Origin of the sequence: Erwinia plantamica (assembly GCF_043420595.1) — a bacterium.
Lineage (GTDB): Bacteria > Pseudomonadota > Gammaproteobacteria > Enterobacterales > Enterobacteriaceae > Erwinia > Erwinia aeris.
Window position 1 is genome coordinate 73,971 of the sequence record NZ_JBGCUC010000014.1, and the last position, 24,553, is coordinate 98,523.

Below are 24,553 nucleotides of genomic sequence, written 5' to 3' on the forward strand. Positions count from 1 at the left end.
ATGAACGGAATAAGTTGCACTTTTTCAGGCGGCCAGGCCGCTATTTAGCGCCGGGGGCAGAGACCGTCGTTTCCTGCTGTTTTTGTTTGTGGTGTTCGATAGCCCCGGGCAGCACATAAAGCAGGCGTGCTGCCAGGATAATAAAGCTGACCAGCAAAACGATCCGGGTCATACGGCTTGTTTTACGCTGTTTTCTGAATGGCATGGCGCGGTTCACGCAAGTTTCCTGAAGTTAGCCCGTAGGCAATTGCACAATTTAGACACAGCGCGGCCGCCAGGTCAATGCCGATCGCCCGAAGGAGAGGGCTTTGTTCAGACGCGCGGCGCGGCGGGTTTACCTCTCAGCTTCCCTGACGGCAGCGAGATTCTGGCAGAGAAAAGCACTGAAAATGATGAAGATCAATTTTAGCCGGAGGAATATGCATAGTATTGCGGATACGCCAGCGTCGGTCTGCTCCGGCCTATCCTGTTCGGGCGTGATCGCCCTGTTATCCAGCGAGTATCATGATCATCACGGCCCGCCTTAACCGCTTCCGTCAAAGCCCCTGGGGGCTTGCCCTTATTCTGCCGGCTATTCTGATGCCGCTCACCACGCAGCTTTCGGTGCGCCTTTGGATGCTGGATGGCTACGTTTATCTGATCTATCTGCCGCTGGCTATGATCATAGCGATGCTGCTGGTGTATGACTGGAAGGCTTTTCCGGGGATAGCAACAGGGCTGAGCCTCTACTATTTTAACCGCTACGCGCCCGGGCCTGCGGCGGCGATCGCCGCCACCTGGCTGTTGGTGCTGTTAAGCGGCTGGAGCGGCTACCGGCTTCAGGTGAAACGGCGCTGGGGCGTCAGCTATGGCGAGCTGCGCCTGATGCCCAACAGGCTGTTCTGGCTGGCTTTTTTTATCCCCTCGCTGTTTGTTTTTATGATGCAGGGGCTGGCGACGGCAGGCCTTGTGCCGCTAAAAGGCTCGATTTTCCCCTGGGAACCGTTTTCGCTGCATACGTTGCTGAATTTTCAGTCCGTGCTGCTGGCTTGCGTCACTATGATGCCGGTCTGCTATCTGGTTGTCCGCAGCCTGCGCAGTCCGGGCTATCTGCGGCTGACCATCTTTCGCCTTCGCCAGCAGTTTTCACCCGAGGTCAGCAAAACGGAAGGCGTGGTATGGACGCTGCTGTTGGCGTTTCTGTTGACCATGCTGCTTCAGGTCGCGCCTGGCCGGCAGAATCTGTTGGCCACCGAATACGGTTTGCCCCTGATGCTGCCTTTAATGCTCTGGGCAGCGATGCGTTTCGGCTATCTTTTTACCGGCCTGCTCTGGGCGCTGCTGCTGATGGTGCTTTATCAGCTGCGCGATCGTTTTCTTCATCCGGATACCGGGCCTTATCAGCTGGCGGTTATTTCAGCCAACCTGCTGGTGTTCAGCCTTAGCCTGCTGCTGATGGCGGCTATCACCACGCGCCAGCGCCGCACGCTGGCCAGAACCAAAGCGGCGGCGTTAAACGATCCCGTCATGAACCTGCCTAATCTGCGCGCGCTGAGCCTGGCGCTGGCAAACAGCCCCGGCTCCACGCTCTGCTTTCTGACTATCCCCGATCTGGATCGCCTGAGCCGTATCTATGGACTGCGCCTGCGTATTCATTATAAAAGCAGCCTGGCCGCCCATTTGAAGCCTGAACTTCAGCCGGAGGAAGACGTTTATCAGCTCCCCGGCTTCGATTTAGTGATGCGGCTGGAAGGGAGCGGGCAGCTGGCGCGGATTGAAAAGATCACGGCCCGGCTGAAAGATTACTGCCTGAGCTGGGACGGCCTGCCGGTGCATCCCGGTATCGGCGTCAGCTATTGCAGCGTCCTGCCGCCGGTCAATCATCTTTATGAGCTGCTCGGCGAGCTGAGCGGCATGGCGGAGCTCTCGCTGACCAGCGGCATAACGGAGAACCTGCAGCAGAAAATGACGCAGCCGGTGCAGTACCGCATCAGCAAAAAAATCGCGCTGCTGAATACCATCCAGCAGGCGCTAAAATCCAACGGTTTCCAGCTGATTGCGCAGAGAATTTGCGGCGTGCGCGGCGACGACTATCACGCGGTCTGGCTTGCTTTGGAAAACGACCATCGCGAACCGGTACCGGCAACAGAGTTTTATGCGGTCATCAACGAGTTCGGCTTAACCTGGGAGCTGGACTGCTGGCGGCTGCGCCAGATCCTCTCTTTTATCAACCAGCATCGGACAAGGCTGCCCGGCATCCGCATTGCGACGGAGCTTTTCACCCTTAGCCTCTGCAGGCCGGGGCTGGCGAAAGAGATACAGGCGATGTTGCAGGACTACTGCGTTGAGCCGTGGCAGCTGATCTTTTACGTGGAAGAGTCGCCGATGCTGACGCCGCACGGCGGTGGCTATCGGGCCATCGACCAGCTGCGCTATCTGGGTTGCCGCGTCGCTATCAGCAACTTTGGCCACGGCTACGGCAGCTACGCGCTGTTAAAGCAGATCGAGGCGGATATGCTGCGGCTTAACGGCGAGTTTGTCCGCAATATGTTTAATAACAGCCTGGATTATCAAATCATTGAATCAACCTGCATTATGGCCCGGCTGAAAAAAATGCAGATTGTGGCGGCGGACGTGGAAACGCAGGAGGCAGACACTCTGCTGCGCAAGCTGGGCGTGGATTACCTTCAGGGCGCGCTGTACGGCGAAGCAAAGCCGCTGTATTCGCTGGCGGAGAAGGCCGAGGCGCCTCCGCAGAGGCTGCCCGACTAGCCGCTACTCTTTCACCCGCTCTTTTTGCGCCAGCAGCGTGGCGAAACGCAGCGAAATGCGGTTGCCGTGCTCGTCCGTGCGGTGCAGCTGGCCGACATGCTCGTTATATTTCACGATCCGCCATTTGCGATAGTACTCGCTCAGCTCGCCGGATTTAAACGTGAAGGGGAACAGCGAACACGGATAGTCCTCCGTGTCCATCGCCGAGACAATCAGGTTATAGCCGCCCCGTACCGTGCTGGCCTGCATATCGGCAATCAGCTGCGGGATGGCTTCCGGCTGTAAAAACATCATCACCACGGTAGAGAGCACCAGCTCGTAAGCGCCGTTAAACCTCACGTTATTAAGATCTTTAACCGCCGTGTGAATGCCGCTCAGCTGCTCTTCCGCAATAATTTGCTCAAGACGCGCCGGATTGCGATCCCAGGCGGTTACCTCAAATCCCTTCAGATGGAGATAAAGCGAATTCCGCCCGCTGCCGCAGCCCAGATCGAGCGCCCGACCGCCGGGCGCTATCTGACTAACGGCCGCCACCACTTCAGAGTGCGGGGCGGTAAGCTGATACTTTTCGGTGTAGTAATGGTCGGGCTTCTGGTTCATTCATCGGACTCTTTGATCGTCAGCTGCCAGCCGGTCACCTCTTTCCAGTAGCTCTGTTCGCGTTCCAGATCGAGCTGAACCAGATTGTTCTGGCTAAAGTAATCGCGGGGGAAGGTCAGCGTCCAGTGGCCGTCGTCCGTCTCCAGCAGCAGCGAATCGGGCGTCGAAGTCGCCTGGCGCTGATTGTTCAGCAGCGTGCCCAGCCGCAGCAGAAACACCAGCGGCAGAAACTGCTTTTTCTTGTACAGCGTCAGGCGCGGCAGCTCGTCCACCTTCACCGCTTTGCGATGCCAGCGTACCAGCGTCGCCAGCAGCGTTTGCTGATCCTGATTAAAGCCCGGCATATTGGTGTTTTGCAGGATATAGGACGAATGGCGATGCAGGCCGCTATGGTTGATGGTCAGCCCCACCTCATGCAGCATCGCCGCCCATTTCAGCAGCGCGGCCAGCTGCGGATTCGCCTGCTTAGGATTTTGATCCCGCCACTGGACGTAGAGCTGTTCGGTGGTGTCCAGCACGCGCCGGGCCTGGTCGCTGTCGATGGCGTAGTGGTTCGCCATGCTCTGCGCGGTACGGCTGCGAATATCCTGATGGCGGAAGCGGCCCTCCATCTCATAAAGCACGCCTTCGCGCAGCGCGCCGTCGGAAAGCCGAAGCTCGCGGATAGCCAGCGCGTCAAAGACGCCGCAGAGAATAGCCAGGCCCGGCACAAACACCACCTTACGCTCGTCGGAAAGGCCCGGCAGGCTCAGGCTGTCGAAAGACTTATGCTTAATCACCTCGTCATAAAGACTCTCCAGCCGCTCTGGCGTAATCAGCTTGTCTTTCTCGCCCATCGCCTGGAGCACTTCCACCGTGGCTTTGATGGTGCCGGACGCGCCCAGCGCGTACTGCCAGCCGTGCAGGCGATACTGCCAGGAGAGCGTTTCCAGCTTTTGCGTGGCGGCCAGCCGCGCGCGGCGGAAATTCTCTTTGCTGATGGCGCCGCCGGGGAAATAGAGATTGGCGAAGCTGACGCAGCCCATGCGGCGGCTTTCCACCAGTTTAGGTTCGAAATCTTCACCGATCACCAGTTCGGTCGAGCCGCCGCCGATATCGATCACCAGCTTGCGGCCTTTTTCAGGCTGGGTGTGCTCCACGCCCATAAAAATCAGGCGCGCCTCTTCCTGCCCGGAAATAACTTCAATCGGGTAGGGGATGACGTCCGCCGCGCGCCGTAAAAAGTCTTCCGCATTCACCGCCTGGCGCAGCGTGTGGGTGCCGACGATGGTAACGTTGGCCGCGCTGAAGCCCTGCAAACGCTCGGCGAACAGCGCCAGACAGCTCAGGCCGCGTTCAATCGCCTCTTCGGCCAGCACGTTGTTGTGATCCAGACCGTCGGCCAGATGCACCCGCTGTTTCAACCTGCCGAGCACCTGCATGGCGCCGTCCACCACGCGGGCAATCACCATATGAAAACTGTTTGAGCCCAAGTCGATGGCGGCGAATTCCTGGGGTTTGGGCGTACTTTTCTGGGATATTGGCATAGTGGTTAGTCAGGTTGTTCCAGAGATTTAATGTAATCGTAAATAGCCAGCTGCGCGCGCACCTTACGGCGGTTGCCGCGCGGAACGTAACGGTTGCTAAGCTCTTTGTCTACGAAGCGCGCCTTAAGCGTATCACTGAAGAGGATGCCAATAATATCCAGCACCCGCTGTTTCAGAATAGGGTCAAGGATGCAGCAGGCCACTTCAATACGGTAATCGATATTGCGTGTCATCCAGTCGGCGGAGGAGAGGAACACTTTTTTGTCGCCGCCGTTATCGAAAATATAGACGCGATCGTGCTCCAGATAGCGATCGACAATGCTGATCACGCGGATATTATCGCTGATGCCTTCCAGATTGGGGATCAGCGAGCACATGCCGCGCACCAGCAGGTTAACCTTCACGCCGACGCTGGAGGCGGTGTAAAGCCGATCCACCAGGCCTTTATCGACCAGATTGTTGATCTTCAGCGTGATGCCGGCCTGAATGCCTTTCTGCGCGTTGGCTATTTCGTTATCAATCAGCTGATAGAGCATCTGACGCGAGTTCTGCGGCGACACCATCAGGTGCTCGAAACTCACCGGACGATAGGGGTTTTCGATAAAGTTAAAGACGCGTCTGACCTCGTTGGTGATGCGGGCATCTGCGGTCAGTAAGGAGTAGTCGGTGTAAATTCGCGCCGTTTTTTCGTTGAAATTGCCGGTGCCGATATGGGCATAGCGGACGATCTCGCCGTTTTCACGGCGGGAAATTAAAAACAGCTTGGCGTGAATTTTCAGGCCCGGCGCGGAGAAAATCACGTGCACGCCCGCTTCCGTCAGACGTTTCGCCCAGTGAATATTCGCCTCTTCATCGAAGCGCGCCTGTAGCTCCACCACCACGGTGACTTTTTTACCGTTATAGGCCGCGTGGATCATCGCATCGATAATGCGTGAATTCTTCGCCACGCGGTAAATGTTGATCTTTATCGCCAGCACGGCAGGGTCGAAAGAAGCCTGGCGCAGCAGCTCCAGCACGTGCTCAAAGGTGTGATAAGGATAGTAAAGCAGCACGTCGCGATTGCGGATGGCGTCAAAGCCGTTGCGGAAGCGGTCAAACCAGATGTGGCGCAGCTGCGGCAGCGGTTTGTTGACCAGATTGGCCTTGCCGACGTTCGGGAAGCCGATAAAGTCTTTAAAGTTATGGTAGCGGCCGCCGGGCACGATGGAGTCATAGTTGCTGATGTTCAGCTTCTTGCTGAGCATCTCCACCATCGCGTCGGGCATATCGCGCTGATAGACAAAGCGCACCGGCTCGGCGGTCAGGCGCTGCTTCAGGCTGGAAGACATCAGCTCCAGCAGGCTGGACTCCATTTCGGTGACCAGGTCATATTCCGCATCGCGGGTCATCTTCATCGAATAGGCGTTCAGCGCATCGTAATCAAAAAAGCCGCGGAAGATATCGCCCAGACAGTAGCGCAGAATGTTATCCAGCAGGATCATCGGTTTGCGGCGGCGCGGTGTTTCCGGCGGCAGGTTGACAAAGCGCGGCACCTTATCAGACGGGATCTCCAGCAGCGCATAGTCAATCTTTTCGCCGCGAATAATCTCTACCGCCAGATAGGTGTAATCGTCTTTCAGAAACTCAATCAGATCGGTGTCGGGATAAACCAGGATCGGCGTAATGTGCTGCCGCAGCTCGTGTTTAAAATAGTGCCGCAGCCAGCTTTGCTGATTGGGAGAGAGCTGACGTTCGTTGATCAGAAAAATTTGGTTGCGCGCCATTTCCAGCAGCAGATCGTTATACAACCCGTCAAATTCCTGATCGGCTTTCAGCACGCGCGCCTGGATTTTTTTCAGCAGATGGCGCGGCGTGTCGGGCGAACCCTGTTCTTCCCCAATCAAAATGCGGCGTTTCAGATCGGCGAAGCGGACTTTATAAAACTCTTCCAGATTATTGGAGTAGATGCCCAAAAACCGCATCCGTTCAATCAGGGGATTGGATTTGTCCGCCGCTTCCTGTAAAACGCGCTCATTAAAGGATAACCAGCTTAGTTCTTTCTCTATATAAAGCTTTTCCTGACCCATTTTTACTCCGTTCCACAGATCCTGTAAAAAACCAGGCATTGTCTCGGGGCATTATGACGAGAGTATGACAGCCCTGTCTATGGCGAATCCCGATTGTCTTATTAGCCACATACGGGCAACATAAGGCGCTTAAGCGCATTTTATAGCGAAGACTGGCATGAACCCAATTCCCATTCCTGCACATTATAACGATCGGCGGCGGCAGTTTATCGATCGGCTGACCCGACGCGTGGTGATGGCCTGCGGACTGGCGATTTTGCTGGTGATGCTGCTGCTGTTCGTCTGGCTGATCTGGGTGGTGGTGCCGCTTTTTTCGTCGCCGACGCTCAGCAGCGTTAGCCGCATTGCGCTGGATCAGGACCAGCCGGCCGTAGCAATGGGCATGGACGCGCAGCAGCAGTGGGGATGGCGTATTGACGCGCAGGGCAGGGCGGAATTCCTTTCGCTGATGAATCAGTCGAAAGTGCCTGCGCTATGGCTGGCGCAGGGCCGCGTCGCCGTTGCGACGGATAACGACAGCGTCCTGCTGAAAAGCGCCGCCGGCCTGACGCTGGTGCAGCCCGACTTCAGCGAAGCGGAGCCGCGCTGGAAGTTTCCGCTGGGCGACCAGCCGCTGGGCGGCAATCCCGACGCGAAGGTTATTGCGCTGGCGCAGACGGCGGAAAACCGCTGGCTGGTGGCCGAGGCCAGCGCCACGCAGATCACGCTTTACCGCTTTCAGCCGCTACAGGCGACGGCAAGCTTCAGCGTCAGCGTGCCGGACGTCAGCCAGCTGATGATTTCGCCCGATGGACGGCTGCTGTACGGCCTTGCCAAAAACAGCCTGCGCGTCTGGCGCATCACCGACGGCGGTCTGACGCTGCGCGAATCCCACACCTTACTGCAACAGCCGGAACGGCTGGCCCAGCTCAGCGGGGGCAGCACGCTGCTGATGGCTAACCACGACAGCATCACACAGTGGTTTGATATCGCCAGCGCGACCGGCCCGCATCTGAACGCTATCCGTGCTTTCCATCACGCCAGCAACCAGCCTCTGCTGTTAAGCGAGGCGCATCGCCGCGTGTTCGCTACCTTAAACCCGGCGGGCGAATTTAAGCTGTTCGCCAGCAAGCAGGAAGGCGTGGTGCTGCGCAGCCAGCTCGATCCCGGCGTGCTGAACGCGGCCTTTGCGCCGCGCGGCGACGGGCTGCTGGTGGAGCGACAGGGCAGCTGGCAGCATTATCACCTCAGCAACCCCTGGCCGGATATCAGCTGGCGCAACCTGTGGCAAAAAGTCTGGTATGAGCACTATCCGCAGGCGGACTACGTCTGGCAGTCCACGTCGGCCAACGACGATTACCAGGGCAAGTTCAGCCTGGTGCCAATGGTGGTCGGCACGCTGAAGGCGGCGGGACTGGCGATGCTGTTCGCCACGCCGCTGGCGCTGGCCGCCGCTATGTATACGGCCTGGTTTATGGCGCCCGCGCTGCGTCGCTGGGTAAAACCGGCGATAGAGATGATGGGCGCGCTGCCCAGCGTGGTGATCGGGCTGATTGCCGGGCTGTGGCTGGCGCCGCAGCTGGCGGATCGCCTGGCGGGCGTGCTGCTGTGGCCGCTGGCGCTGGCCGCCGCGCTGCTGCTGTGCAGCCACGTTTCACAACGGCTGCCGGAAAAATGGCGCAGGCGGCTGTGCGACGAAGGGCGTGAAATCTGGATTTTACTGCCGGTGCTGCTGCTGGTGACGCTGGGCTGCCTCTGGCTGCTGCCGATGCTGGAACATCGCGTGCTGGGCGTCAGCCTGGCCGACAGCCTGTGCGGCGGCTATCAGCAGCGTAACCTGCTGATCGCCAGCGTGGCGATGGGCTTTGCGCTGGTGCCGCTGATCTTCACCCTGGCCGAGGACGCCATTTTCAGCGTGCCGCCGTCGCTGGGGCAGGGATCGCTGGCGCTGGGCGCGACGCAGTGGCAAACCTTAACGCGCGTCGTGCTGCCGGGCGCGTCCGCCGGTATTTTTGCGGCGCTGATGATCGGCTTTGGCCGGGCGATAGGAGAAACCATGATCGTGCTGATGGCAACGGGCAACACGCCGGTGACGGAAGGCGGATTGTTACAGGGCGTACGCACGCTCTCCGCTAACGTGGCGATAGAAATGCCGGAAGCCGCTGCAGGCAGCGGCCATTATCGGGTGCTGTTTCTGAGCGCGCTGGTGCTGCTGGTCTTTACGCTGGTGGTCAACACCCTGGCGGAGCTGGTGCGTCAGCGGTTGCGTCAGCGCTTCAGCCAGCAGGAAATGCAGGGATGAGCGCCGTTAGCCGCAATCATCGCTGGCGATGGCTGACCGGCGGCGCGGTGGCGCTGAGCCTGTTGGCGTTTCTGTTGCTGATCGCGCTGCTCGGCTGGTCGGCCATGCGCTACTTCTGGCCGCAGCCGGTGACGCTGTTTACGGTGGATCATGCGCCGCAGACGCTGGGTGAAATCGCCAGCTCTCAGGGCGTCTCGCGCGAGCGTCTCGAGGCCAGCGGCGCGCCGCTGCCGGATAATCTGCCGGAACACGTGACGCGTTACCTGATTAAAACCGGCAACCGCGACTTCAGCGACAGTGATTTTCACAGCCTGCTCAGCAGCGATATTATCGCGACGGAGCGGCCAGGCAACGTTATCGCCCTGCAACGTCGCGTCGGCGGTATGGCCTACGGCTGGTTTGACGGCCTGCGCGAAAACGGAAGGCCGCTGGTGGCTGCCGATATGATGCGCGTGCTACAGCAGCGGATTAAAGAGACGCGGCAGCGCCAGCGGCAGGCAGAAAAAATTCGCCATGTGGCGCTGGCGCGGCTGAACAGCGAAATGGAGCAGCTGGATCGTAAACGGCAGCGCCTGGAGCAGGAGCAGCGCTATACGCCGCAGGCGCAGAGCATCTGGCAGGCGGACAGCGCCGAGCTTCAGCGGCAGTTTCGCCAGCAGGCGCAGGCGCTGACCGGACTGAGCCAGGAGAACGAAGGCACCGTGCTGGTGCTGCGCGACGTCACGGGATCGCAGCATCTTATTCCGCTGACGCAGATCCTGGCGGCCTGGTATCCCAACGCCATGAGCTACGGCGAAAAGTGGCGCCATTTTGGCTCGCAGCTGTGGCATTTTGTCAGCGGCGCTTCCGGCGGCAGCCTGGGCGAAGATGGCGTATTTCCGGCTATTTTCGGCACGATTTTAATGGTGCTGCTGATGTCCGTGGTGGTGATGCCGCTTGGCGTGGTGGCGGCGATCTGGCTGCATGAGTATGCCGGCAACGGTTTTCTTACGCGTCTTGTGCGCATCGCGGTAGTCAATCTTGCTGGCGTGCCCTCCATCGTTTACGGCGTGTTCGGGCTGGGCTTTTTTGTCTGGCTGGTCGGCGGCAGCCTGGATCGGCTGTTCTTCGCGCACGCGTTGCCCGATCCCACTTTCGGCACGCCGGGCCTGCTCTGGGCGTCGCTGACGCTGGCGCTGCTGACGCTGCCGGTGGTGATTGTCGCCACGGAAGAGGGGCTGTCGCGCATTCCGCAGACGCTGCGGCAGGGATCGCTGGCGCTGGGCGCAACCCAGGCGGAAACGCTGTGGCATGTGGTTTTGCCGCTGTCGATCCCGGCGATGCTGACCGGGCTGATCCTGGCGGTGGCGCGAGCGGCAGGCGAAACCGCGCCGCTGATGCTGGTTGGCGTGGTGAAAATGGTGCCGGAGCTGCCGGTGGATGCGGTTTTTCCCTATCTGCATCTTGACCGCAAATTTATGCATCTTGGCTTCCAAATCTACGATCTGGCGTTTCAGAATCCCCACGCGCAGGCGGACAGGCCGCTGGTTTTCGCCACGGCGCTGCTGCTGGTGCTGATTATTCTGGCGCTGAACCTGCTGGCGATGGCGCTGCGCCACCGGCTGCGCGAACGCTACCGCGCGCTGATTAATTAATGGAGAAGAGCGTAATGCCAAACGAGCAGGACACCGCGCTGGAGGTGGAGAACCTTTCGCTGTGGTATGGCGAGAAACAGGCGCTGAAGGCAATCGATCTGCGCGTGCCCAAAAACCGCATTACCGCGCTGATTGGCCCGTCGGGCTGCGGTAAATCGACGCTGCTGCGCTGCTTTAACCGCATGAACGATCTGATTGACGGCTGTCGGGTTACGGGCGATATCCGCCTGCAGCAGCAGTCGATTCTGGGCGGCAATGAGGATCTCGCGGCGCTGCGCAGAAGGGTCGGCATGGTTTTTCAGCGGCCAAACCCGTTCCCCAAAACCATCTATGAAAACGTGGTGTACGGGCTGCGTCTTCAGGGCGTACGCGACAGGCGCGTGCTGGACGAGGCGGTGGAAAGCGCGCTGCGCGCGGCGGCGCTCTGGTCAGAGGTAAAAAACAACCTCTGGCAGAATGCCTTAACGCTCTCCAGCGGCCAGCAGCAGCGGCTGGTGATCGCCAGAGCCATCGCCATCGAACCGGAAATTTTGCTGCTGGACGAGCCGACCTCGGCGCTCGATCCGATCTCCACGCTGGTGATTGAAGAACTGATGAGCACGCTGAAACAGCATTTCACGCTGGTGCTGGTCACGCATAATATGCAGCAGGCCGCGCGCGTATCCGACTATACCGCGTTTATGCATCACGGCAGCGTGGTGGAGTTTGATGAAACGGACAGGATTTTTACCGCGCCGCGCCAGCGACGCACAGAGGATTATATTACGGGACGCTATGGCTGAATAAAAAAGGGAAACGCCGGTTTCCCTTTTAGCCCCAGGCGTAGCCTTCCGGCGGCAGTTGCTCGCCGTCCAGCCAGGCCGCGCCGTCCTGCATTTTCAGGCGGCCATCCGCAAACCAGCCGACCACCAGCGGATAAATAGCGTGCTCCTGATGCTGCACGCGCGCCGCGACCTCATCGATCGTATCTCCGGAAAAAACCGGTACTTTGGCCTGAAGGATCACCGGGCCACCGTCCAGCTCTTCGGTAACGAAATGCACCGAGGTGCCGTGCTCTTCGTCGCCGTTTTCAATCGCCTGGCGATGCGTGTGCAGGCCAGGATATTTCGGCAGCAGGGAAGGGTGGATATTCAGCATCCTGCCCGCGTAGCGCGCCACGAAATCCGCACTCAGAATACGCATATAGCCTGCCAGGATCACCAGGTCGGGCGCGTAGGCGTCAATTTCCAGCATCAGCTGGCGATCGAAGGCGTCGCGATCGGCAAACTGCGCGGCCGCCAGCGCATGAGCGGGCACGCCCGCCTCGCGCGCGCGCGTCAGGCCGTAAGCGTCGGCTTTGTTGCTGAACACGGCAGCAACGCTGCCGTGGATCCGTCCCTGCCGGCAGGCGTCCAGAATGGCCTGGAGATTGCTCCCCTGGCCGGAAACCAGCACGACGAGCCGCTTCATGCGTTAATCACCACGCGCTCTTCGGCATCGGAGGCTTTAATCACGCCAATCTTCCAGGCTTTTTCGCCGGCGGCGGTCATCAGCTCTACCGCTTTATCCGCTTCGCTGGCGTCCAGCGCAATCACCATGCCGACGCCGCAGTTAAAGGTGCGATACATTTCAAAGCGGCTGACGTTGCCCGCTTCCTGCATCCAGCCGAACACGGCAGGCCACTGCCAGCTTGACTCCGACAGCACCGCCTGGGTGTTGTCCGGCAGCACGCGCGGGATGTTTTCCCAGAAGCCGCCGCCGGTCAGGTGGGCGATAGCGTGGACGTCAACCTGCTCAATCAGGCTGAGAATATTTTTAACGTAAATGCGGGTTGGCTCCAGCAGATGATCCGCCAGCGGCTTGCCTTCAAGCAGGGTGGTTTCCGGGTCGGTATTGCTGAACGCCAGAATTTTGCGCACCAGCGAATAGCCGTTGGAGTGCGGGCCGCTTGAACCCAGCGCAATCAGCACGTCGCCGTCTTTGACTTTGCTGCCGTCGATAATTTCCGACTTTTCCACCACGCCAACGCAGAAGCCCGCCACGTCGTAATCTTCGCCGTGATACATGCCGGGCATTTCAGCCGTTTCGCCGCCGACCAGCGCGCAGCCGGACTGTAAGCAGCCTTCTGCAATACCGGTAATCACGCTGGCGGCCGTCTCCACATCCAGCTTACCGGTGGCGTAGTAATCAAGGAAGAACAGCGGCTCGGCGCCCTGGACCACCAAATCGTTCACGCACATCGCAACCAGGTCGATACCGATGGCATCGTGGCGCTTCAGGTCCATGGCCAGACGCAGCTTGGTGCCGACGCCGTCAGTGCCGGAAACCAGAACCGGTTCACGGTATTTTTGCGGCAGCGCACAAAGCGCACCGAAACCGCCCAGTCCGCCCATCACTTCCGGGCGACGAGTCTTTTTCACTACGCCTTTGATACGGTCGACTAAAGCATTGCCAGCATCGATATCTACACCGGCGTCTTTATAGCTGAGAGAGGTTTTGTCGGTCACTGCGAAATCCCCACGCGGTTTGCGGTTGGTGGTTGGTAATAAAGCGCGGCAATTCTAACAGCGCAGGCAAACGTTTGCGAGCCTCATCTTCGCCACCATTGCGCCGCGCTCACTTTGCGCTAATCCTTAAGGGGATGGCAGGGATCCGGCAGAAGTCGGATTAAGTAATAGGTACTGGCTGCTAAATGGCGCTATAATCTCGCGATTTTTTTTTGCAGCCATACACTCCGGGAGTAAAACAATGAAGATCGTGGAAGTCAAACACCCGCTGGTCAAACATAAACTGGGTCTGATGCGTGAACAGGACGTCAGCACCAAACGTTTTCGTGAACTCGCCTCGGAGGTGGGAAGTCTGCTGACTTATGAAGCCACATCGGATTTAGAAACGGAAAAGGTCACTATCGAAGGCTGGAACGGCCCGGTAGAAATCGACCAGATCAAAGGCAAAAAAATTACCGTTGTGCCTATCCTGCGTGCCGGCCTGGGCATGATGGAAGGCGTGCTGGAGCACGTGCCCAGCGCGCGCATCAGCGTCGTGGGCGTGTATCGCGACGAAGAGACGCTGGAGCCGGTGCCTTATTTTCAAAAGCTGGTTTCCAATATCGAAGAGCGCATGGCGCTGGTGGTTGACCCTATGCTGGCGACCGGCGGCTCGATGATCGCCACTATCGACCTGCTGAAGAAAGCGGGCTGCAGCAGTATTAAAGTGCTGGTGCTGGTTGCCGCGCCGGAAGGCATCGCGGCGCTGGAAAAAGCGCATCCGGACGTGGAGCTGTATACCGCCTCCGTCGATCAGGGACTGAACGAAAAAGGCTATATCATTCCGGGCCTTGGCGACGCGGGCGACAAGATCTTCGGTACGAAATGATAAAGCCGCAGGCCTTTTTATCCGCCCGTCCGGGGCCGGACAGCGTCCGGCATCGCCGCGCGTTGCCCAACGGCCGCGCCGGGCATCGGCCTGCAACCCGCGTTTTATCATGACTGCCAGCGATCAAGCCGACCAGAGAGTCGGTTTTTTATTGTGAAAAATAAGGGGTAACTCACCATGACGCGTCGCGCTATCGGCGTAAGCGAGCGGCCACCGCTGCTGCAAACCATCCCACTCAGCTTCCAGCATCTGTTCGCCATGTTTGGCGCGACGGTGCTGGTGCCTATCCTGTTTCATATCAATCCGGCCACCGTGCTGCTGTTTAACGGCATCGGCACGCTGCTGTACCTTTTTATCTGTAAAGGGAAAATCCCGGCCTATCTGGGCTCCAGCTTTGCCTTTATTTCGCCGGTGCTGCTGCTGCTGCCGCTGGGCTACGAGGTGGCGCTGGGCGGCTTTATCCTTTGCGGCGTGCTGTTCTGCCTGGTGGCGCTGATTGTGAAAAAAGCCGGAACGGGCTGGCTGGATGTGATGTTTCCACCGGCTGCGATGGGCGCTATCGTGGCGGTCATCGGGCTGGAGCTGGCCGGCGTGGCGGCGAATATGGCCGGCCTGCTGCCGGCTAACGGCGCGGCGGTCGACGGCAAAACCATTCTGATTTCCATGGTGACGCTGGCGGTGACCGTTTTCGGCTCGGTGCTGTTCCGCGGCTTTCTGGCGATTATCCCTATCCTGATCGGCGTGCTGGTCGGCTATGCGCTTTCCTGGTTTATGGGCATCGTAAACTGGTCATCGGTTGAAGCGGCACCGTGGTTTGCGCTGCCGACCTTCTACACGCCGCGCTTCGAGTGGGCGGCAATGCTGACCATTCTGCCTGCGGCGCTGGTGGTGATCGCCGAGCATGTCGGGCATCTGGTGGTTACGGCGAACATCGTTAAAAAAGACCTGCTGAAAGATCCCGGCCTGCATCGCTCGATGTTTGCCAACGGCGTCTCGACGATTTTTTCCGGCCTGTTCGGCTCTACGCCTAACACCACCTATGGCGAAAATATTGGCGTGATGGCAATTACCCGCGTTTACAGCACCTGGGTGATTGGCGGCGCGGCTATTCTTGCCATTCTGCTTTCCTGCGTTGGCAAGCTGGCCGCCGCGATCCAGGCGGTGCCGGTGCCGGTGATGGGCGGCGTGTCGCTGCTGCTGTACGGCGTGATTGGCGCTTCCGGTATCCGCGTGCTGATTGAATCCAAAGTGGATTACAACAAGGCGCAGAACCTGATCCTGACCTCGGTGATCCTGATCATCGGCGTCAGCGGCGCCACGGTGCATATTGGCGCGGCAGAGCTGAAAGGCATGGCGCTGGCGACTATCGTCGGCATCGGGCTGAGCCTGATCTTCCGGCTGATTACGCTGATCCGCCCGGAAGAGGTCATTCTGGATCCGCAGGATCGCGAGTAAAGATCTGACGGGCAGCGGCGCTGCCCGTTTCATAATCCTTAAAGAACTGTGATAAACTGCCGCCGGATTTCGACCCATTACTGAGGTGCTTCTGAACACTCCGGCACAGCTCTCACTGCCGCTCTATTTGCCCGATGATGAAACCTTCGCCAGCTTCTGGCCGGGGGATAACCCGTCGCTGATCGCCGCGCTGCAAGGGGCGTTACAGCAGGAGCACGGCAGCTATCTCTATTTCTGGTCGCGTGAAGGCGGCGGGCGCAGCCATCTGCTCCACGCGGCCTGTGCGGAACTCTCCGCGCGTGGCGAAGCCGTGGGCTACGTGCCGCTCGACAAGCGTACCTGGTTCGTGCCTGAAGTACTGGACGGTATGGAACAGCTGGCGCTGATCTGCATCGACAACATCGAGTGCATCGCCGGCGACGAACCCTGGGAAATGGCGATTTTCGATCTCTATAACCGTATTCTGGAAACGGGCCGCACCCGTCTGCTGATCACCGGCGATCGCCCGCCGCGCCAGCTGAACCTGAAGCTGCCCGATCTCGCTTCCCGTCTGGACTGGGGACAAATCTATCGTTTGCAGCCGCTGTCGGATGACGACAAGCTTCAGGCGCTCCAGCTGCGGGCGCGGCTGCGCGGTTTTGAACTGCCAGAAGATGTCGGCCGCTTTCTGCTAAAAAGGCTGGATCGGGAAATGCGCACGCTGTTTATGACGCTGGACAAGCTGGATCGCGCCTCGATCAGCGCCCAGCGCAAGCTGACCATTCCCTTCGTGAAAGAGGCGCTGGATCTTTAAAGGATAGCCAGCACCTGCTCCGGCGGCCTGCCCAGCCGCGCCTTGCCGTTAGCCACCACGATCGGGCGCTCAATCAGCTCCGGATAAGCGACCATTGCCGCCAGCAAATCCGCTTCGCTAAGCGTGGGATCGTCCAGGTTCAGCGCCTGATAGCGCGCCTCTTTGCTGCGCATCAGCTCGCGTGCAGAGCTGAAGCCCGCCTGAAGGAGCAGTCTTTCCAGCGTGGCGACAGTCGGCGGATTTTTCAGATAGAGCACGACTTCCGGTTCAATCCCTTTACTTTGCAACAGCGCCAGCGTTTCGCGGCTTTTGGAGCAGCGTGGGTTATGGTAAATCTCAACGTTCGACATCATTCGCCTACCTTTTCTGATACTGACGGAAACGCTGCTGTAAATAGCGCAGCTGATCGATACGGGCATCGTAGCGGGCCTGCTTGAGGCTGCCCAGCGGCACGGCGGCGCTGGCGTCGCTCAGGCTGCGGATCGCCTGATCCAGCTGGCCGTTCAGCGCCAGGCTTTCCGCCCGCGCCGCCTCTTCTTCATCCGTCAGCCCCTGAGCGGACGACGCCTGCGCCAGCAGATCCCAGCCGTTGGGATCGTCTTTATGCGTCCAGGTATAGCGATAAAGGATTTTGCTGGCGCTGGCGGGCTGCTTCGCCTCGACGTAAGCGTTAGCCAGGTTGAGCTGTACCACCGGGCTGGATGCTTTGGCTTTTTCCAGCAGGGCGATAGCGCGCTGCGGCTGCTTCAGGCCGATATCAATATCGGTCATCAGATCCAGATACCAGACGTTATTCGGCTGAGCGGCCAGCAGCGGCGCGATAATGCGTCGGGCGTTGTCATAGCTTTTCGCCTGCAGGAACTGAACGGCCTTGCCGTACTGCGCGGCGGTCTGCTCGCGCGTGTTGCCTTTACTCAATGTTTCCAGCAGATCGTCACCAAGCTGGTTTTTTCCCGTCGCGTACATGCCCAGCACGCGCACTTTCGCCATATAGAAATCCTGTGACGACTGCACCACGACGGGCTTCATCTGGTTGGCGCGGTTGCGGGCATCGGCCAGGCGGCTGTCGGGCAGGGGATGGGTCAGCAAAATTTCCGGCGGCTTAGAGGCGAAGCGGGACTGGTCGGACAGCTTTTGCAGAAAGTTGGGCATCGCCTGGGGATCGAACCCCGCGCGCTGCAAGACCTGAATGCCGATACGGTCAGCCTCCTGCTCGTTCTGCTGGGTAAAGCTGATCACGCCCTGCTGCGCGCCCGCCAGCGTGCCGCTTAACGCCGCCATCCCGGCCTGCGGGTTTGCCATCGCCAGCAGAATGGAGCCAAGCGCGCCCACCCAGGTCAGCGGCGCGTTACGCTGCTGCTCTTCCATCGCGCGCGCCAGGTGACGCTGGGTAACGTGAGAAATTTCGTGTGCCAGCACCGAGGCCAGCTGGCTTTCGTTTTCGGTATAGCGGAACAGGGCGGAATGCAGCACCACGTTGCCGCCGAAAAAGGCAAAGGCGTTCAGCTCGTCATTGCTGACCAGGAAAAAGTGGAACGGCGTCTTGACCGACCAGGCGTGCGCCACCAGCCGCTGGCCCAGCTGGTTGATATAGTCATTGAGCAGGGGATCGTTGATCAGCGGCGCGCTGGCCCGCAGCTGGCGAACATAGAAATCCCCCATCGCCAGTTCCTGATTAACGGAAAGCGTATTGCCTGCGGTGGTGCCGATATCCGGCAAAGTATCGCTGATGTCGGCCCTGGCAGGCTGCGCGGCTATCGTGGGCAGCAGGATCAGCGACGCCAGCGCGCACCTTTTCAGTCGGTTAATCATGCAAAATCCTATTCTGATAACGTCCTCAATTGCCCGGCAGAAGGATTAACGGTTCTGCAGGACGGCGCTCTTCAGCGGCTATCTTAACCAGAGGTGATAAGGAAGGAAACGCCGCTAAGCATGAATAAATACCGGGCCGGACAAGCATGCCTTAAAGTCAGCGAAAAAAACTGAACGTAGGCCCTGCTGGCACACAGGGGCAGGAAAGCGGACTGTTAAGTAAATTCAGGTAAATTTATTCAGTAAAATTGAATATGGCACGAAAATTGTTTAGGTTTACTCCTAAAAATGGCTGTAAACCGATCCTTCTCGCCGTCTCTTGCACAGGCCTTCCTTGCGTTTATCTTTATAATCCCGCTCCAGGCTTTATCAGAATTTTTTGCTTAGCCAAAAAACCATGGCTGACTCAGCAGGAATAATAAAAAGCATTGAGGAGAAAATGCTTTTATACGCTGGCACTTTTTTCTGATTAGAAATATATCTCACTTTTAAATAAAACAGATAAATAAAACCAACGAACAGTGCCGCACTTATAAAAGCAGAGTAGCGCTTATTTACAGCAAGACATAATTTACTCAATCTTTGCGTCAGATTTACACGATAACTTCACTTCCCTCTGTTCCGTTTCCGATTCGTTACGCTTTCTGGAGAGCATGCTATGCGTCCTGTTGTGTCTTACGTTTTAATCGCTGCCGTGGCCGGTTTTATTGGCGCCAGCTTCTCTTCCGCCCCGGCTATTGCAGAGAAAATCAGCCAGCACTTTGGCGTTCAGGATAACGATCCTGACGGCTTCTGGAGCACGCCGGCTATCGATGGCTACGGCAAAATTCATTATGAGGCGGATGCGGCTTATAAGCCGGCCGTGGGCGACAGCAATAAAGTCGTGTTCCAGATAACCAAAGCGGAAAATGGCCCTAAAGTCCCTAACCTTGGCCTGGAACGCGTTGCCCGCGTGGTAAATTTATATATTGCTTCCGGAGTGCCGCAGGAGCAGCTTAAATTTGTGGTTTCGGTGACCGGCGACGGTACGCCAGCAATGTTAAATAACGCGGAATATAAAAAAGTCTTCGGCGTGGATAACCCTAATCTGAAGCTGATTAACGAACTGCGCGCTAAAGGCGTGGACGTCTCCGTCTGCGATCAGTCAGTGGCTTTCCATCACTTTAAGCATGAGTGGATTGATACCTCCGTTACCCATGCACTTTCCAGCCCGACCACGGTCGCCACGCTGGAAAACCAGGGCTACGCTTTCCTCGCTATGTAGCCATCTTTGTCCCGCCCGTTATCGGTGCGGGACGCTACCCCCGCTGTCGCCTGAATTCGCCTTCTTATCAGTTACCTCTGCCCATCTGCAAAAAATTGAGTTAAAATCTCTAAGATTATTCCTAATGCTGACGATACTCCTTGTATGACTCCATGCTTCACCAGGGCATGACGCGTTACCAAACCAAATTAAAAAAAAAGAAGCGACATCTATGAAATGTTTCCTCGGGGCTAATCTATGAGGCTTCCTCGCCTGAAGCTGGATTTGCGCACGCTGATTATGCTGCTGGCCTTCGCCAGCATTGCCATCACGTTGGCCAACTCTCTGTACGCCACCCGGCAAGTACAGCGGGAAGTGCTGATCGAAAATACGCTGGAATCCAACCGGGTTTATGCGACCAAGCTCGCCTCTACCACGGAAATGTTTTTTCAGCTGGCGGAATCGCAGCTGGCTTTCAGTGCCAAAACGCTGGGACAGGGCGGCAATGATGACGCGCTGATGCAGCGTGAAGTCATGCGCCTGCGCGAGCAGACCAACAGTTTTAACTCGGCGGTGATTGTCGATGCCAACGGCTGGGTAAAAGCCATCTCTCCCGACTCGCTGATGCTCAAAGGCGTGCATCTGACCACGCCGGTTACCCGACAGGCGCTGAAAGAGCGTAAACCGCTGGTCAGCCAGCCTTCGCTGTCGGTCGCCAATAATTTAATGGTGTTCGTCTCCTATCCCATCTGGTCGCCCAACGGCGTCTATCTGGGTTTTGTTGGCGGCACCATCTACCTGAAGAAAAAGAGCATTCTCAACGAGCTGCTGGGCGAGCAGTTCTACCGTGACGGCTCTTCTCTTTACGTGGTCGACAGCGGCAACCGCGTGCTGTATCACCAAAACGGCACGTTAATCGGGCAGAAAATCGCGCCGCTGATTAGCGACGAGATGAAACAGGATAACGGCTCTCAGCAGGTGTCAAAGCAAAACGGCGAGCCGATGCTGGCGGGCTACGCAATGGTTGCCACGCCCGGCTGGATGATTGTGGCGATGAAGCCGACGCCCACCACGCTGACGCCGCTTACCAGCATGATGCTGCAGGTGGTGCAGCGCGCCGTTCCGCTGGCGCTGTTGACGCTGGCGTTAGCCTGGCTGTTTGCCTGGCTGATCGCGCGGCCGCTGGGGCAGCTGGCGGACAACGCCAGCCAGATGGATGCGCCCGGCGCGTCTACGGAGATTGGCGCCATCCGCTCCTGGTATTACGAAGCGGCGCAGATCAAGCGGGCAATGCTCACCGGCCTCGGCCTGCTGCAGGATAAAATTGGTCGCCTGAAGTTTGAGGTGCAGACCGATCCTATGACCTCCTTGCTGAACCGTCGCGGCCTGCACGCCGTGCTGGAGTATTTTTACGCCACGCGCCAGCCTTTTGCCGTGCTGGCGCTGGATATCGATCACTTTAAACGCGTCAACGACGGCTGGGGCCACGACGTGGGCGACAGCGTGATTAAAAGCGTGGCGCAGGAGCTGAGCAAAAGCTCGCGCCAGACCGATGTGGTATGCCGCAACGGCGGCGAAGAGTTTTTGATGATCCTGCCGGGCGCGGACCGGGAAATGGCGGCGGTAATTGCCGAGCGTGTGCGTAAAAAAATTGAACAGCTGGCGCTGGCCCCGGTGGGATGCGTGACGCTGTCGATTGGCGTAGCGCTGTGGAACGCGGACGAGATGCCGCTGGAGCAGGTATTTAAACAGGCGGACGACGCCCTCTACAGCGCCAAACATGCCGGACGCAACCGCGTGGTGGTGAGCGGGCAATGGCAGGAAACGGCGCAGGAGATTTACCGTCAGTATGGCTGAGGCCGGCGCTGGAAGCCGCGCGGCCAGCCATTTTTTCAGGTAGACTCTGCGGCTTCCTTCAGTAAGCCAGGACTTTTCCATGCTGGATCTTCTACTACAGTGGTATCGCCGGCGCTTTAGCGATCCCCAGGCTATCGCGCTGCTGGCGATACTGCTTGCCGCTTTCGGCATCCTTTTCTTCTTTAACGGCCTGCTGGCGCCGCTGCTGGTGGCGCTGGTTGTTGCTTATCTGCTGGAGTGGCCGACGGTACGTCTGGAACGGCTTGGCTGCTCGCGCGCCTGGGCCACTACTATCGTACTGATTTTCTTCGCCACTATTGTGCTGGTGCTGATCCTGGTCGTGGCGCCCGTCGCCTGGCAACAGGGCATCAATTTAGCGCACGAGCTGCCTACGATGCTAACCAGCCTGTATCACTTTGCCACGCGTCTGCCGGAGCGTTTCCCGGCGCTGATAGATGTCGGGCTGGTCGATATCGTGGTGGAAAACCTGCGCGCCAGGCTGAGCGGTATCGGCGATCAGCTGCTGCGCTATTCTCTGGCTTCGTTGGTGGGCCTGATGACGCTGGCGATTTACCTGGTGCTGGTGCCGCTGATGGTGTTCTTCCTGCTTAAGGATAAAGAGCAGATGCTGGCGGCGATCGGCCGCATTTTACCGCGTAATCGCGGCCTGGCCGGACAGGTCTGGCTGGAGATGAATCAGCAGGTTTCCAACTATATTCGCGGCAAAGTGCTGGAAATGGTGGTGGTCGGCGTGGCGAGCTGGATCGGTTTTCTGGCTATCGGCATGAACTACGCGCTGCTGCTGGCGGTGCTGGTTGGCGTGTCGGTACTGATCCCTTACATAGGCGCGCTGGCCGTGACCGTGCCGGTTATTGGCGTAGGCCTGGCGCAGTGGGGGCTGGGCGGCGATTTCTGGACGATGATTATCGTTTATCTGATTATTCAGGGGCTGGACGGCAATATTCTGGTGCCGGTGCTGTTTTCCGAAGCGGTGAATCTGCATCCGCTGGTAATTATTCTGTCGGTGGTGATTTTTGGCGGTCTGTGGGGCTTCTGGGGCGTATTTTTCGCTATTCCGCTGGCCTCGCTGGTGAAAGCGGTGCTTCATGCCTGGCCTGATGAACTGAATTCTGAACGTTCAGGGCTTAAATAGGTAATAAAGAGAGGAGAGAATATCTCCTCTCTTTATCTATTAATTCTTGTTGCGCTATTCATGAAATTATTTTCTGTATAATCGAGTCGCTATTCCGCAAAGGGATAATGAATTAAAGTTTTTTTTCGTGGAAGGAAGCGTAATGTTTTAGGTTTTTTTAAAGCCCTTCCTTTAACTCTTCTTCAAAAGGATTTTTATGGAAAGATTAAGCGGAAAACATTGGGTAAAAGAGTTTTTTGGCAGAGAGCCTGGCCGCAGCAGCGGAAATGATGGCAGCATTTGGCATGGCAAACCTGAACGTTGCGCCATCGTTAAGAAGCCGGCATACGGAAGGGAAAGTTATTGATATGGCCATTTCCTGGTCTGGGGTGTTAATAATAGAAGACAATAATAAAAAAACGCTAACTATCAGATCATTTCCGAAAGACGGCATGAATAAAGAACTTCATGAGGTGGGGAAAATATTTGGCGTCATTAAATACCGTGGTGGTATAAGCGATAAACCTCATTGGTCCTCGGATGGGCGGTAATATGAAAGCTCACTTAGCTGTTCTTGTTTTTAATTTTACTGTTTGCGGTTGTTCGTATGCCAATAAGCCTCCATCTGTACCCAAAGATTTGAAGGCATTTTTGGATAACGCCGAAGATTGCCAGCACTTTTCAGGCGAATGGGACAGTACGCTTTCAGCGGCACGCCAAAATGAGATAGAAAAGAAGGTAGAAACCGTCTGTGACCAGGCCAGAAGACAAAAGGAAAAATTAAAGAAAAGGTATTATGGAAATAAAATGATTGAAGCACAGCTGGATGACTACGATTTTTAACATCAGAAAACGTTATCGCAATGGGCGGTAATCACACCGCCCGTTTCACCATCAGGCCGATTGCAAATAGTCCATCACGATATCGTGGTGGTTGCTGGTTTTGAAATCATCAAACACTTTTTCGATTTTGCCGTCGGTACCAATCAGGAAGCTGATGCGGTGGATGCCGTCATAGGTTTTGCCCATAAAGGTTTTCTCGCCCCAGATGCCGAACTGCTCGCAAACCCGATGATTTTCATCCGACAGCAGCGTGAAGTTCAGCAGCTCCTTCTCGACAAAACGCGAGAGTTTTTCCGGTTTATCGGTGCTGATGCCCAGCACTTCCACGCCCGCTTTTTTCAGCTCGTCCATGCTGTCGCGCAGACCGCACGCCTGTACGGTGCAGCCCGGCGTCATGGCTTTTGGGTAAAAATAGACCAGAACGCGCTGTCCCTGGAAGTCGGTCAGGTTTACCTGCTCGCCATCCTGGTCGGGCAAGCTAAAGACGGGTGCGGGATCGCCGGCTTTCAGTGGATTCATCACTATTCTCCGTTTTTTCATCATGCTGTGGATACTGGACGACGCTAATAGTGCCTTGTGCACTTAACTCTGTACAGAGGCTGTTAAACGCCTGCTCAATAATGGCAGCATCCTGGCTGGCAGGACTGTGCGCGGTAATTTGAATATAGAGCAAGGGCGGCTGATTTTCTGCCGCAGGTTGCGTGCGTGAGACCAGTTCAGCAATATGCATCTGATGGGAATCAAAGAGATCGGTAAAGCGTTCGATAATATGCGCGGAGTCGGTGACTTCAATCTGCACCCAGACGGTAGCGGGCATAGGCGGCCTTTCGCGAAAGGTGGTGCGCTTCATCACGATCAGCAGCTCCAGCTCGGCGCCTTTCAGCGGCAGCGTCGATTCAATCAGCGCGATAGCGTTCCAGCTTCCTGAAAGCAGCATAATAAAAGTGAATTCATCACCCAATATGGCCAGGCGGCTGTCTTCGATATTGCAATCGCAGCTGCTGACGTGGCGGGTAATGGTATTAACAATCCCCGGTCGGTCGACGCCCACGGCGGTAATAACCAGGTGATGTTGCTCTGACTGCGGCAAAATAATGCTTCCTGTACGTCTCAGTGATTAGCAATTGTGATAACTCTTAGGTAAACATAAAAAATACCCTGTGCCAAGGGGCCTGGCAGGCTTGCCCGCTTGCTTTTCGTGGGCCG

Annotated in this window: 22 protein-coding genes; 12 read left to right on the forward strand and 10 right to left on the reverse strand. The window is 57.5% G+C overall.

Annotation, left to right across the window (positions count from 1 at the left end; all coding sequences use genetic code 11):
- Nucleotides 1-40: 40 nt before the first annotated feature.
- Nucleotides 41-217, reverse strand: coding sequence for a YfgG family protein (locus AB3U87_RS15420; protein ID WP_125289545.1), 177 nt, complete (start codon nucleotides 215-217; stop codon nucleotides 41-43).
- Between the two features lie 287 nt (nucleotides 218-504).
- On the opposite strand from AB3U87_RS15420, the gene AB3U87_RS15425 reads away from it, so the two are divergent.
- Entirely contained in the window at nucleotides 505-2,751 is a 2,247-nt protein-coding gene (locus tag AB3U87_RS15425) for a sensor domain-containing phosphodiesterase (protein ID WP_394149636.1), read from the forward strand.
- Between the two features lie 3 nt (nucleotides 2,752-2,754).
- Here AB3U87_RS15425 and tehB read toward each other — a convergent pair whose 3' ends face one another.
- The 3 genes from tehB to ppk1 are packed head-to-tail and all read right to left on the reverse strand — an operon-like array spanning nucleotide 2,755 to nucleotide 6,943.
- Complete coding sequence (gene tehB / locus AB3U87_RS15430; protein ID WP_301730796.1) at nucleotides 2,755-3,351, reverse strand: tellurite resistance methyltransferase TehB; 597 nt, start codon at nucleotides 3,349-3,351, stop codon at nucleotides 2,755-2,757.
- On the reverse strand, nucleotides 3,348-4,877 hold the full coding sequence (gene ppx / locus AB3U87_RS15435; protein WP_253459376.1) for an exopolyphosphatase: 1,530 nt from the start codon (nucleotides 4,875-4,877) through the stop codon (nucleotides 3,348-3,350). Before ppx ends, tehB begins: the two co-directional genes overlap by 4 nt.
- Before the next feature lie 5 nt (nucleotides 4,878-4,882).
- The gene (ppk1, locus tag AB3U87_RS15440; RefSeq protein ID WP_253459378.1) at nucleotides 4,883-6,943 is read right to left on the reverse strand and encodes a polyphosphate kinase 1; all 2,061 of its coding nucleotides are present in this window, start codon (nucleotides 6,941-6,943) and stop codon (nucleotides 4,883-4,885) included.
- Between the two features lie 157 nt (nucleotides 6,944-7,100).
- On the opposite strand from ppk1, the gene AB3U87_RS15445 reads away from it, so the two are divergent.
- From AB3U87_RS15445 to pstB, 3 genes are read left to right on the forward strand one after another with little or no spacing between them, the layout of a single operon-like run.
- Nucleotides 7,101-9,224 (forward strand): ABC transporter permease subunit, encoded by a 2,124-nt coding sequence (locus AB3U87_RS15445; protein ID WP_394149639.1) that lies wholly within the window; start codon nucleotides 7,101-7,103, stop codon nucleotides 9,222-9,224.
- Nucleotides 9,221-10,858 (forward strand): phosphate ABC transporter permease PstA, encoded by a 1,638-nt coding sequence (gene pstA / locus AB3U87_RS15450; protein ID WP_394149641.1) that lies wholly within the window; start codon nucleotides 9,221-9,223, stop codon nucleotides 10,856-10,858. Before AB3U87_RS15445 ends, pstA begins: the two co-directional genes overlap by 4 nt.
- 14 nt (nucleotides 10,859-10,872) lie before the next feature.
- Nucleotides 10,873-11,640, forward strand: a complete 768-nt coding sequence (pstB, locus tag AB3U87_RS15455) for a phosphate ABC transporter ATP-binding protein PstB (RefSeq protein ID WP_301252009.1) — start codon at nucleotides 10,873-10,875, stop codon at nucleotides 11,638-11,640.
- A 28-nt stretch (nucleotides 11,641-11,668) separates the two neighbouring features.
- Here pstB and purN read toward each other — a convergent pair whose 3' ends face one another.
- Nucleotides 11,669-12,307 (reverse strand): phosphoribosylglycinamide formyltransferase, encoded by a 639-nt coding sequence (gene purN / locus AB3U87_RS15460; RefSeq protein ID WP_253459388.1) that lies wholly within the window; start codon nucleotides 12,305-12,307, stop codon nucleotides 11,669-11,671.
- Entirely contained in the window at nucleotides 12,304-13,344 is a 1,041-nt protein-coding gene (gene purM, locus AB3U87_RS15465) for a phosphoribosylformylglycinamidine cyclo-ligase (RefSeq protein WP_253459391.1), read from the reverse strand. Before purM ends, purN begins: the two co-directional genes overlap by 4 nt.
- A 241-nt stretch (nucleotides 13,345-13,585) precedes the next feature.
- Between purM and upp the strand changes: the two genes are divergently transcribed.
- The 3 genes from upp (at nucleotide 13,586) to hda (ending at nucleotide 16,460) form a co-directional block, all read left to right on the forward strand.
- Entirely contained in the window at nucleotides 13,586-14,212 is a 627-nt protein-coding gene (gene upp / locus AB3U87_RS15470) for a uracil phosphoribosyltransferase (protein WP_125289554.1), read from the forward strand.
- Nucleotides 14,213-14,389: 177 nt separating this feature from the next.
- The gene (gene uraA / locus AB3U87_RS15475) at nucleotides 14,390-15,667 is read left to right on the forward strand and encodes a uracil permease (RefSeq protein WP_253459394.1); all 1,278 of its coding nucleotides are present in this window, start codon (nucleotides 14,390-14,392) and stop codon (nucleotides 15,665-15,667) included.
- A gap of 85 nt (nucleotides 15,668-15,752) precedes the next feature.
- Nucleotides 15,753-16,460, forward strand: a complete 708-nt coding sequence (gene hda, locus AB3U87_RS15480) for a DnaA inactivator Hda (protein ID WP_125289556.1) — start codon at nucleotides 15,753-15,755, stop codon at nucleotides 16,458-16,460.
- On the opposite strand, the gene arsC is transcribed toward hda, so the two are convergent.
- Together arsC and bepA are read right to left on the reverse strand one after the other, a co-directional pair.
- Entirely contained in the window at nucleotides 16,457-16,810 is a 354-nt protein-coding gene (gene arsC, locus AB3U87_RS15485; protein ID WP_394149666.1) for an arsenate reductase (glutaredoxin), read from the reverse strand. The genes hda and arsC overlap by 4 nt on opposite strands.
- A gap of 7 nt (nucleotides 16,811-16,817) precedes the next feature.
- Nucleotides 16,818-18,272, reverse strand: a complete 1,455-nt coding sequence (bepA, locus tag AB3U87_RS15490; protein ID WP_253459397.1) for a beta-barrel assembly-enhancing protease — start codon at nucleotides 18,270-18,272, stop codon at nucleotides 16,818-16,820.
- 658 nt (nucleotides 18,273-18,930) lie between these two features.
- Here bepA and AB3U87_RS15495 point away from each other — a divergent pair.
- The 5 genes from AB3U87_RS15495 (at nucleotide 18,931) to AB3U87_RS15515 (ending at nucleotide 23,347) form a co-directional block, all read left to right on the forward strand.
- Complete coding sequence (locus tag AB3U87_RS15495; RefSeq protein WP_394149646.1) at nucleotides 18,931-19,536, forward strand: DsrE family protein; 606 nt, start codon at nucleotides 18,931-18,933, stop codon at nucleotides 19,534-19,536.
- A 237-nt stretch (nucleotides 19,537-19,773) separates the two neighbouring features.
- Entirely contained in the window at nucleotides 19,774-21,372 is a 1,599-nt protein-coding gene (locus tag AB3U87_RS15500) for a sensor domain-containing diguanylate cyclase (RefSeq protein ID WP_253459405.1), read from the forward strand.
- 79 nt (nucleotides 21,373-21,451) lie between these two features.
- Nucleotides 21,452-22,525 (forward strand): AI-2E family transporter, encoded by a 1,074-nt coding sequence (locus AB3U87_RS15505; protein WP_125289561.1) that lies wholly within the window; start codon nucleotides 21,452-21,454, stop codon nucleotides 22,523-22,525.
- Between the two features lie 236 nt (nucleotides 22,526-22,761).
- Nucleotides 22,762-23,055, forward strand: coding sequence for a hypothetical protein (locus AB3U87_RS15510; protein WP_301252004.1), 294 nt, complete (start codon nucleotides 22,762-22,764; stop codon nucleotides 23,053-23,055).
- Between the two features lies 1 nt (nucleotide 23,056).
- Nucleotides 23,057-23,347: a hypothetical protein gene (locus AB3U87_RS15515; RefSeq protein WP_301252003.1), complete on the forward strand. Its 291-nt coding sequence runs from the start codon at nucleotides 23,057-23,059 to the stop codon at nucleotides 23,345-23,347.
- Nucleotides 23,348-23,398: 51 nt separating this feature from the next.
- On the opposite strand, the gene bcp is transcribed toward AB3U87_RS15515, so the two are convergent.
- A complete protein-coding gene (bcp, locus tag AB3U87_RS15520; RefSeq protein WP_253459414.1) occupies nucleotides 23,399-23,866 on the reverse strand; it encodes a thioredoxin-dependent thiol peroxidase in 468 nt (155 codons plus the stop codon).
- Nucleotides 23,826-24,437: a glycine cleavage system transcriptional repressor gene (locus AB3U87_RS15525; RefSeq protein WP_125289565.1), complete on the reverse strand. Its 612-nt coding sequence runs from the start codon at nucleotides 24,435-24,437 to the stop codon at nucleotides 23,826-23,828. Before AB3U87_RS15525 ends, bcp begins: the two co-directional genes overlap by 41 nt.
- Nucleotides 24,438-24,553 lie beyond the last annotated feature (116 nt).

Bases quoted from the DNA above. Each gene is read 5' to 3' on its own strand.
- purN (WP_253459388.1), bottom strand. From the start codon at position 12,307: ATGAAGCGGCTCGTCGTGCTGGTTTCCGGCCAGGGGAGCAATCTCCAG.
- pstA (WP_394149641.1), top strand. From the start codon at position 9,221: ATGAGCGCCGTTAGCCGCAATCATCGCTGGCGATGGCTGACCGGCGGC.
- AB3U87_RS15425 (WP_394149636.1), top strand. From the start codon at position 505: ATGATCATCACGGCCCGCCTTAACCGCTTCCGTCAAAGCCCCTGGGGG.
- ppx (WP_253459376.1), bottom strand. From the start codon at position 4,877: ATGCCAATATCCCAGAAAAGTACGCCCAAACCCCAGGAATTCGCCGCC.
- upp (WP_125289554.1), top strand. From the start codon at position 13,586: ATGAAGATCGTGGAAGTCAAACACCCGCTGGTCAAACATAAACTGGGT.
- AB3U87_RS15505 (WP_125289561.1), top strand. From the start codon at position 21,452: ATGCTGGATCTTCTACTACAGTGGTATCGCCGGCGCTTTAGCGATCCC.
- AB3U87_RS15495 (WP_394149646.1), top strand. From the start codon at position 18,931: ATGCGTCCTGTTGTGTCTTACGTTTTAATCGCTGCCGTGGCCGGTTTT.
- bcp (WP_253459414.1), bottom strand. From the start codon at position 23,866: ATGAATCCACTGAAAGCCGGCGATCCCGCACCCGTCTTTAGCTTGCCC.
- uraA (WP_253459394.1), top strand. From the start codon at position 14,390: ATGACGCGTCGCGCTATCGGCGTAAGCGAGCGGCCACCGCTGCTGCAA.
- tehB (WP_301730796.1), bottom strand. From the start codon at position 3,351: ATGAACCAGAAGCCCGACCATTACTACACCGAAAAGTATCAGCTTACC.
- AB3U87_RS15500 (WP_253459405.1), top strand. From the start codon at position 19,774: ATGAGGCTTCCTCGCCTGAAGCTGGATTTGCGCACGCTGATTATGCTG.
- AB3U87_RS15445 (WP_394149639.1), top strand. From the start codon at position 7,101: ATGAACCCAATTCCCATTCCTGCACATTATAACGATCGGCGGCGGCAG.
- bepA (WP_253459397.1), bottom strand. From the start codon at position 18,272: ATGATTAACCGACTGAAAAGGTGCGCGCTGGCGTCGCTGATCCTGCTG.
- AB3U87_RS15515 (WP_301252003.1), top strand. From the start codon at position 23,057: ATGAAAGCTCACTTAGCTGTTCTTGTTTTTAATTTTACTGTTTGCGGT.
- arsC (WP_394149666.1), bottom strand. From the start codon at position 16,810: ATGTCGAACGTTGAGATTTACCATAACCCACGCTGCTCCAAAAGCCGC.
- pstB (WP_301252009.1), top strand. From the start codon at position 10,873: ATGCCAAACGAGCAGGACACCGCGCTGGAGGTGGAGAACCTTTCGCTG.
- ppk1 (WP_253459378.1), bottom strand. From the start codon at position 6,943: ATGGGTCAGGAAAAGCTTTATATAGAGAAAGAACTAAGCTGGTTATCC.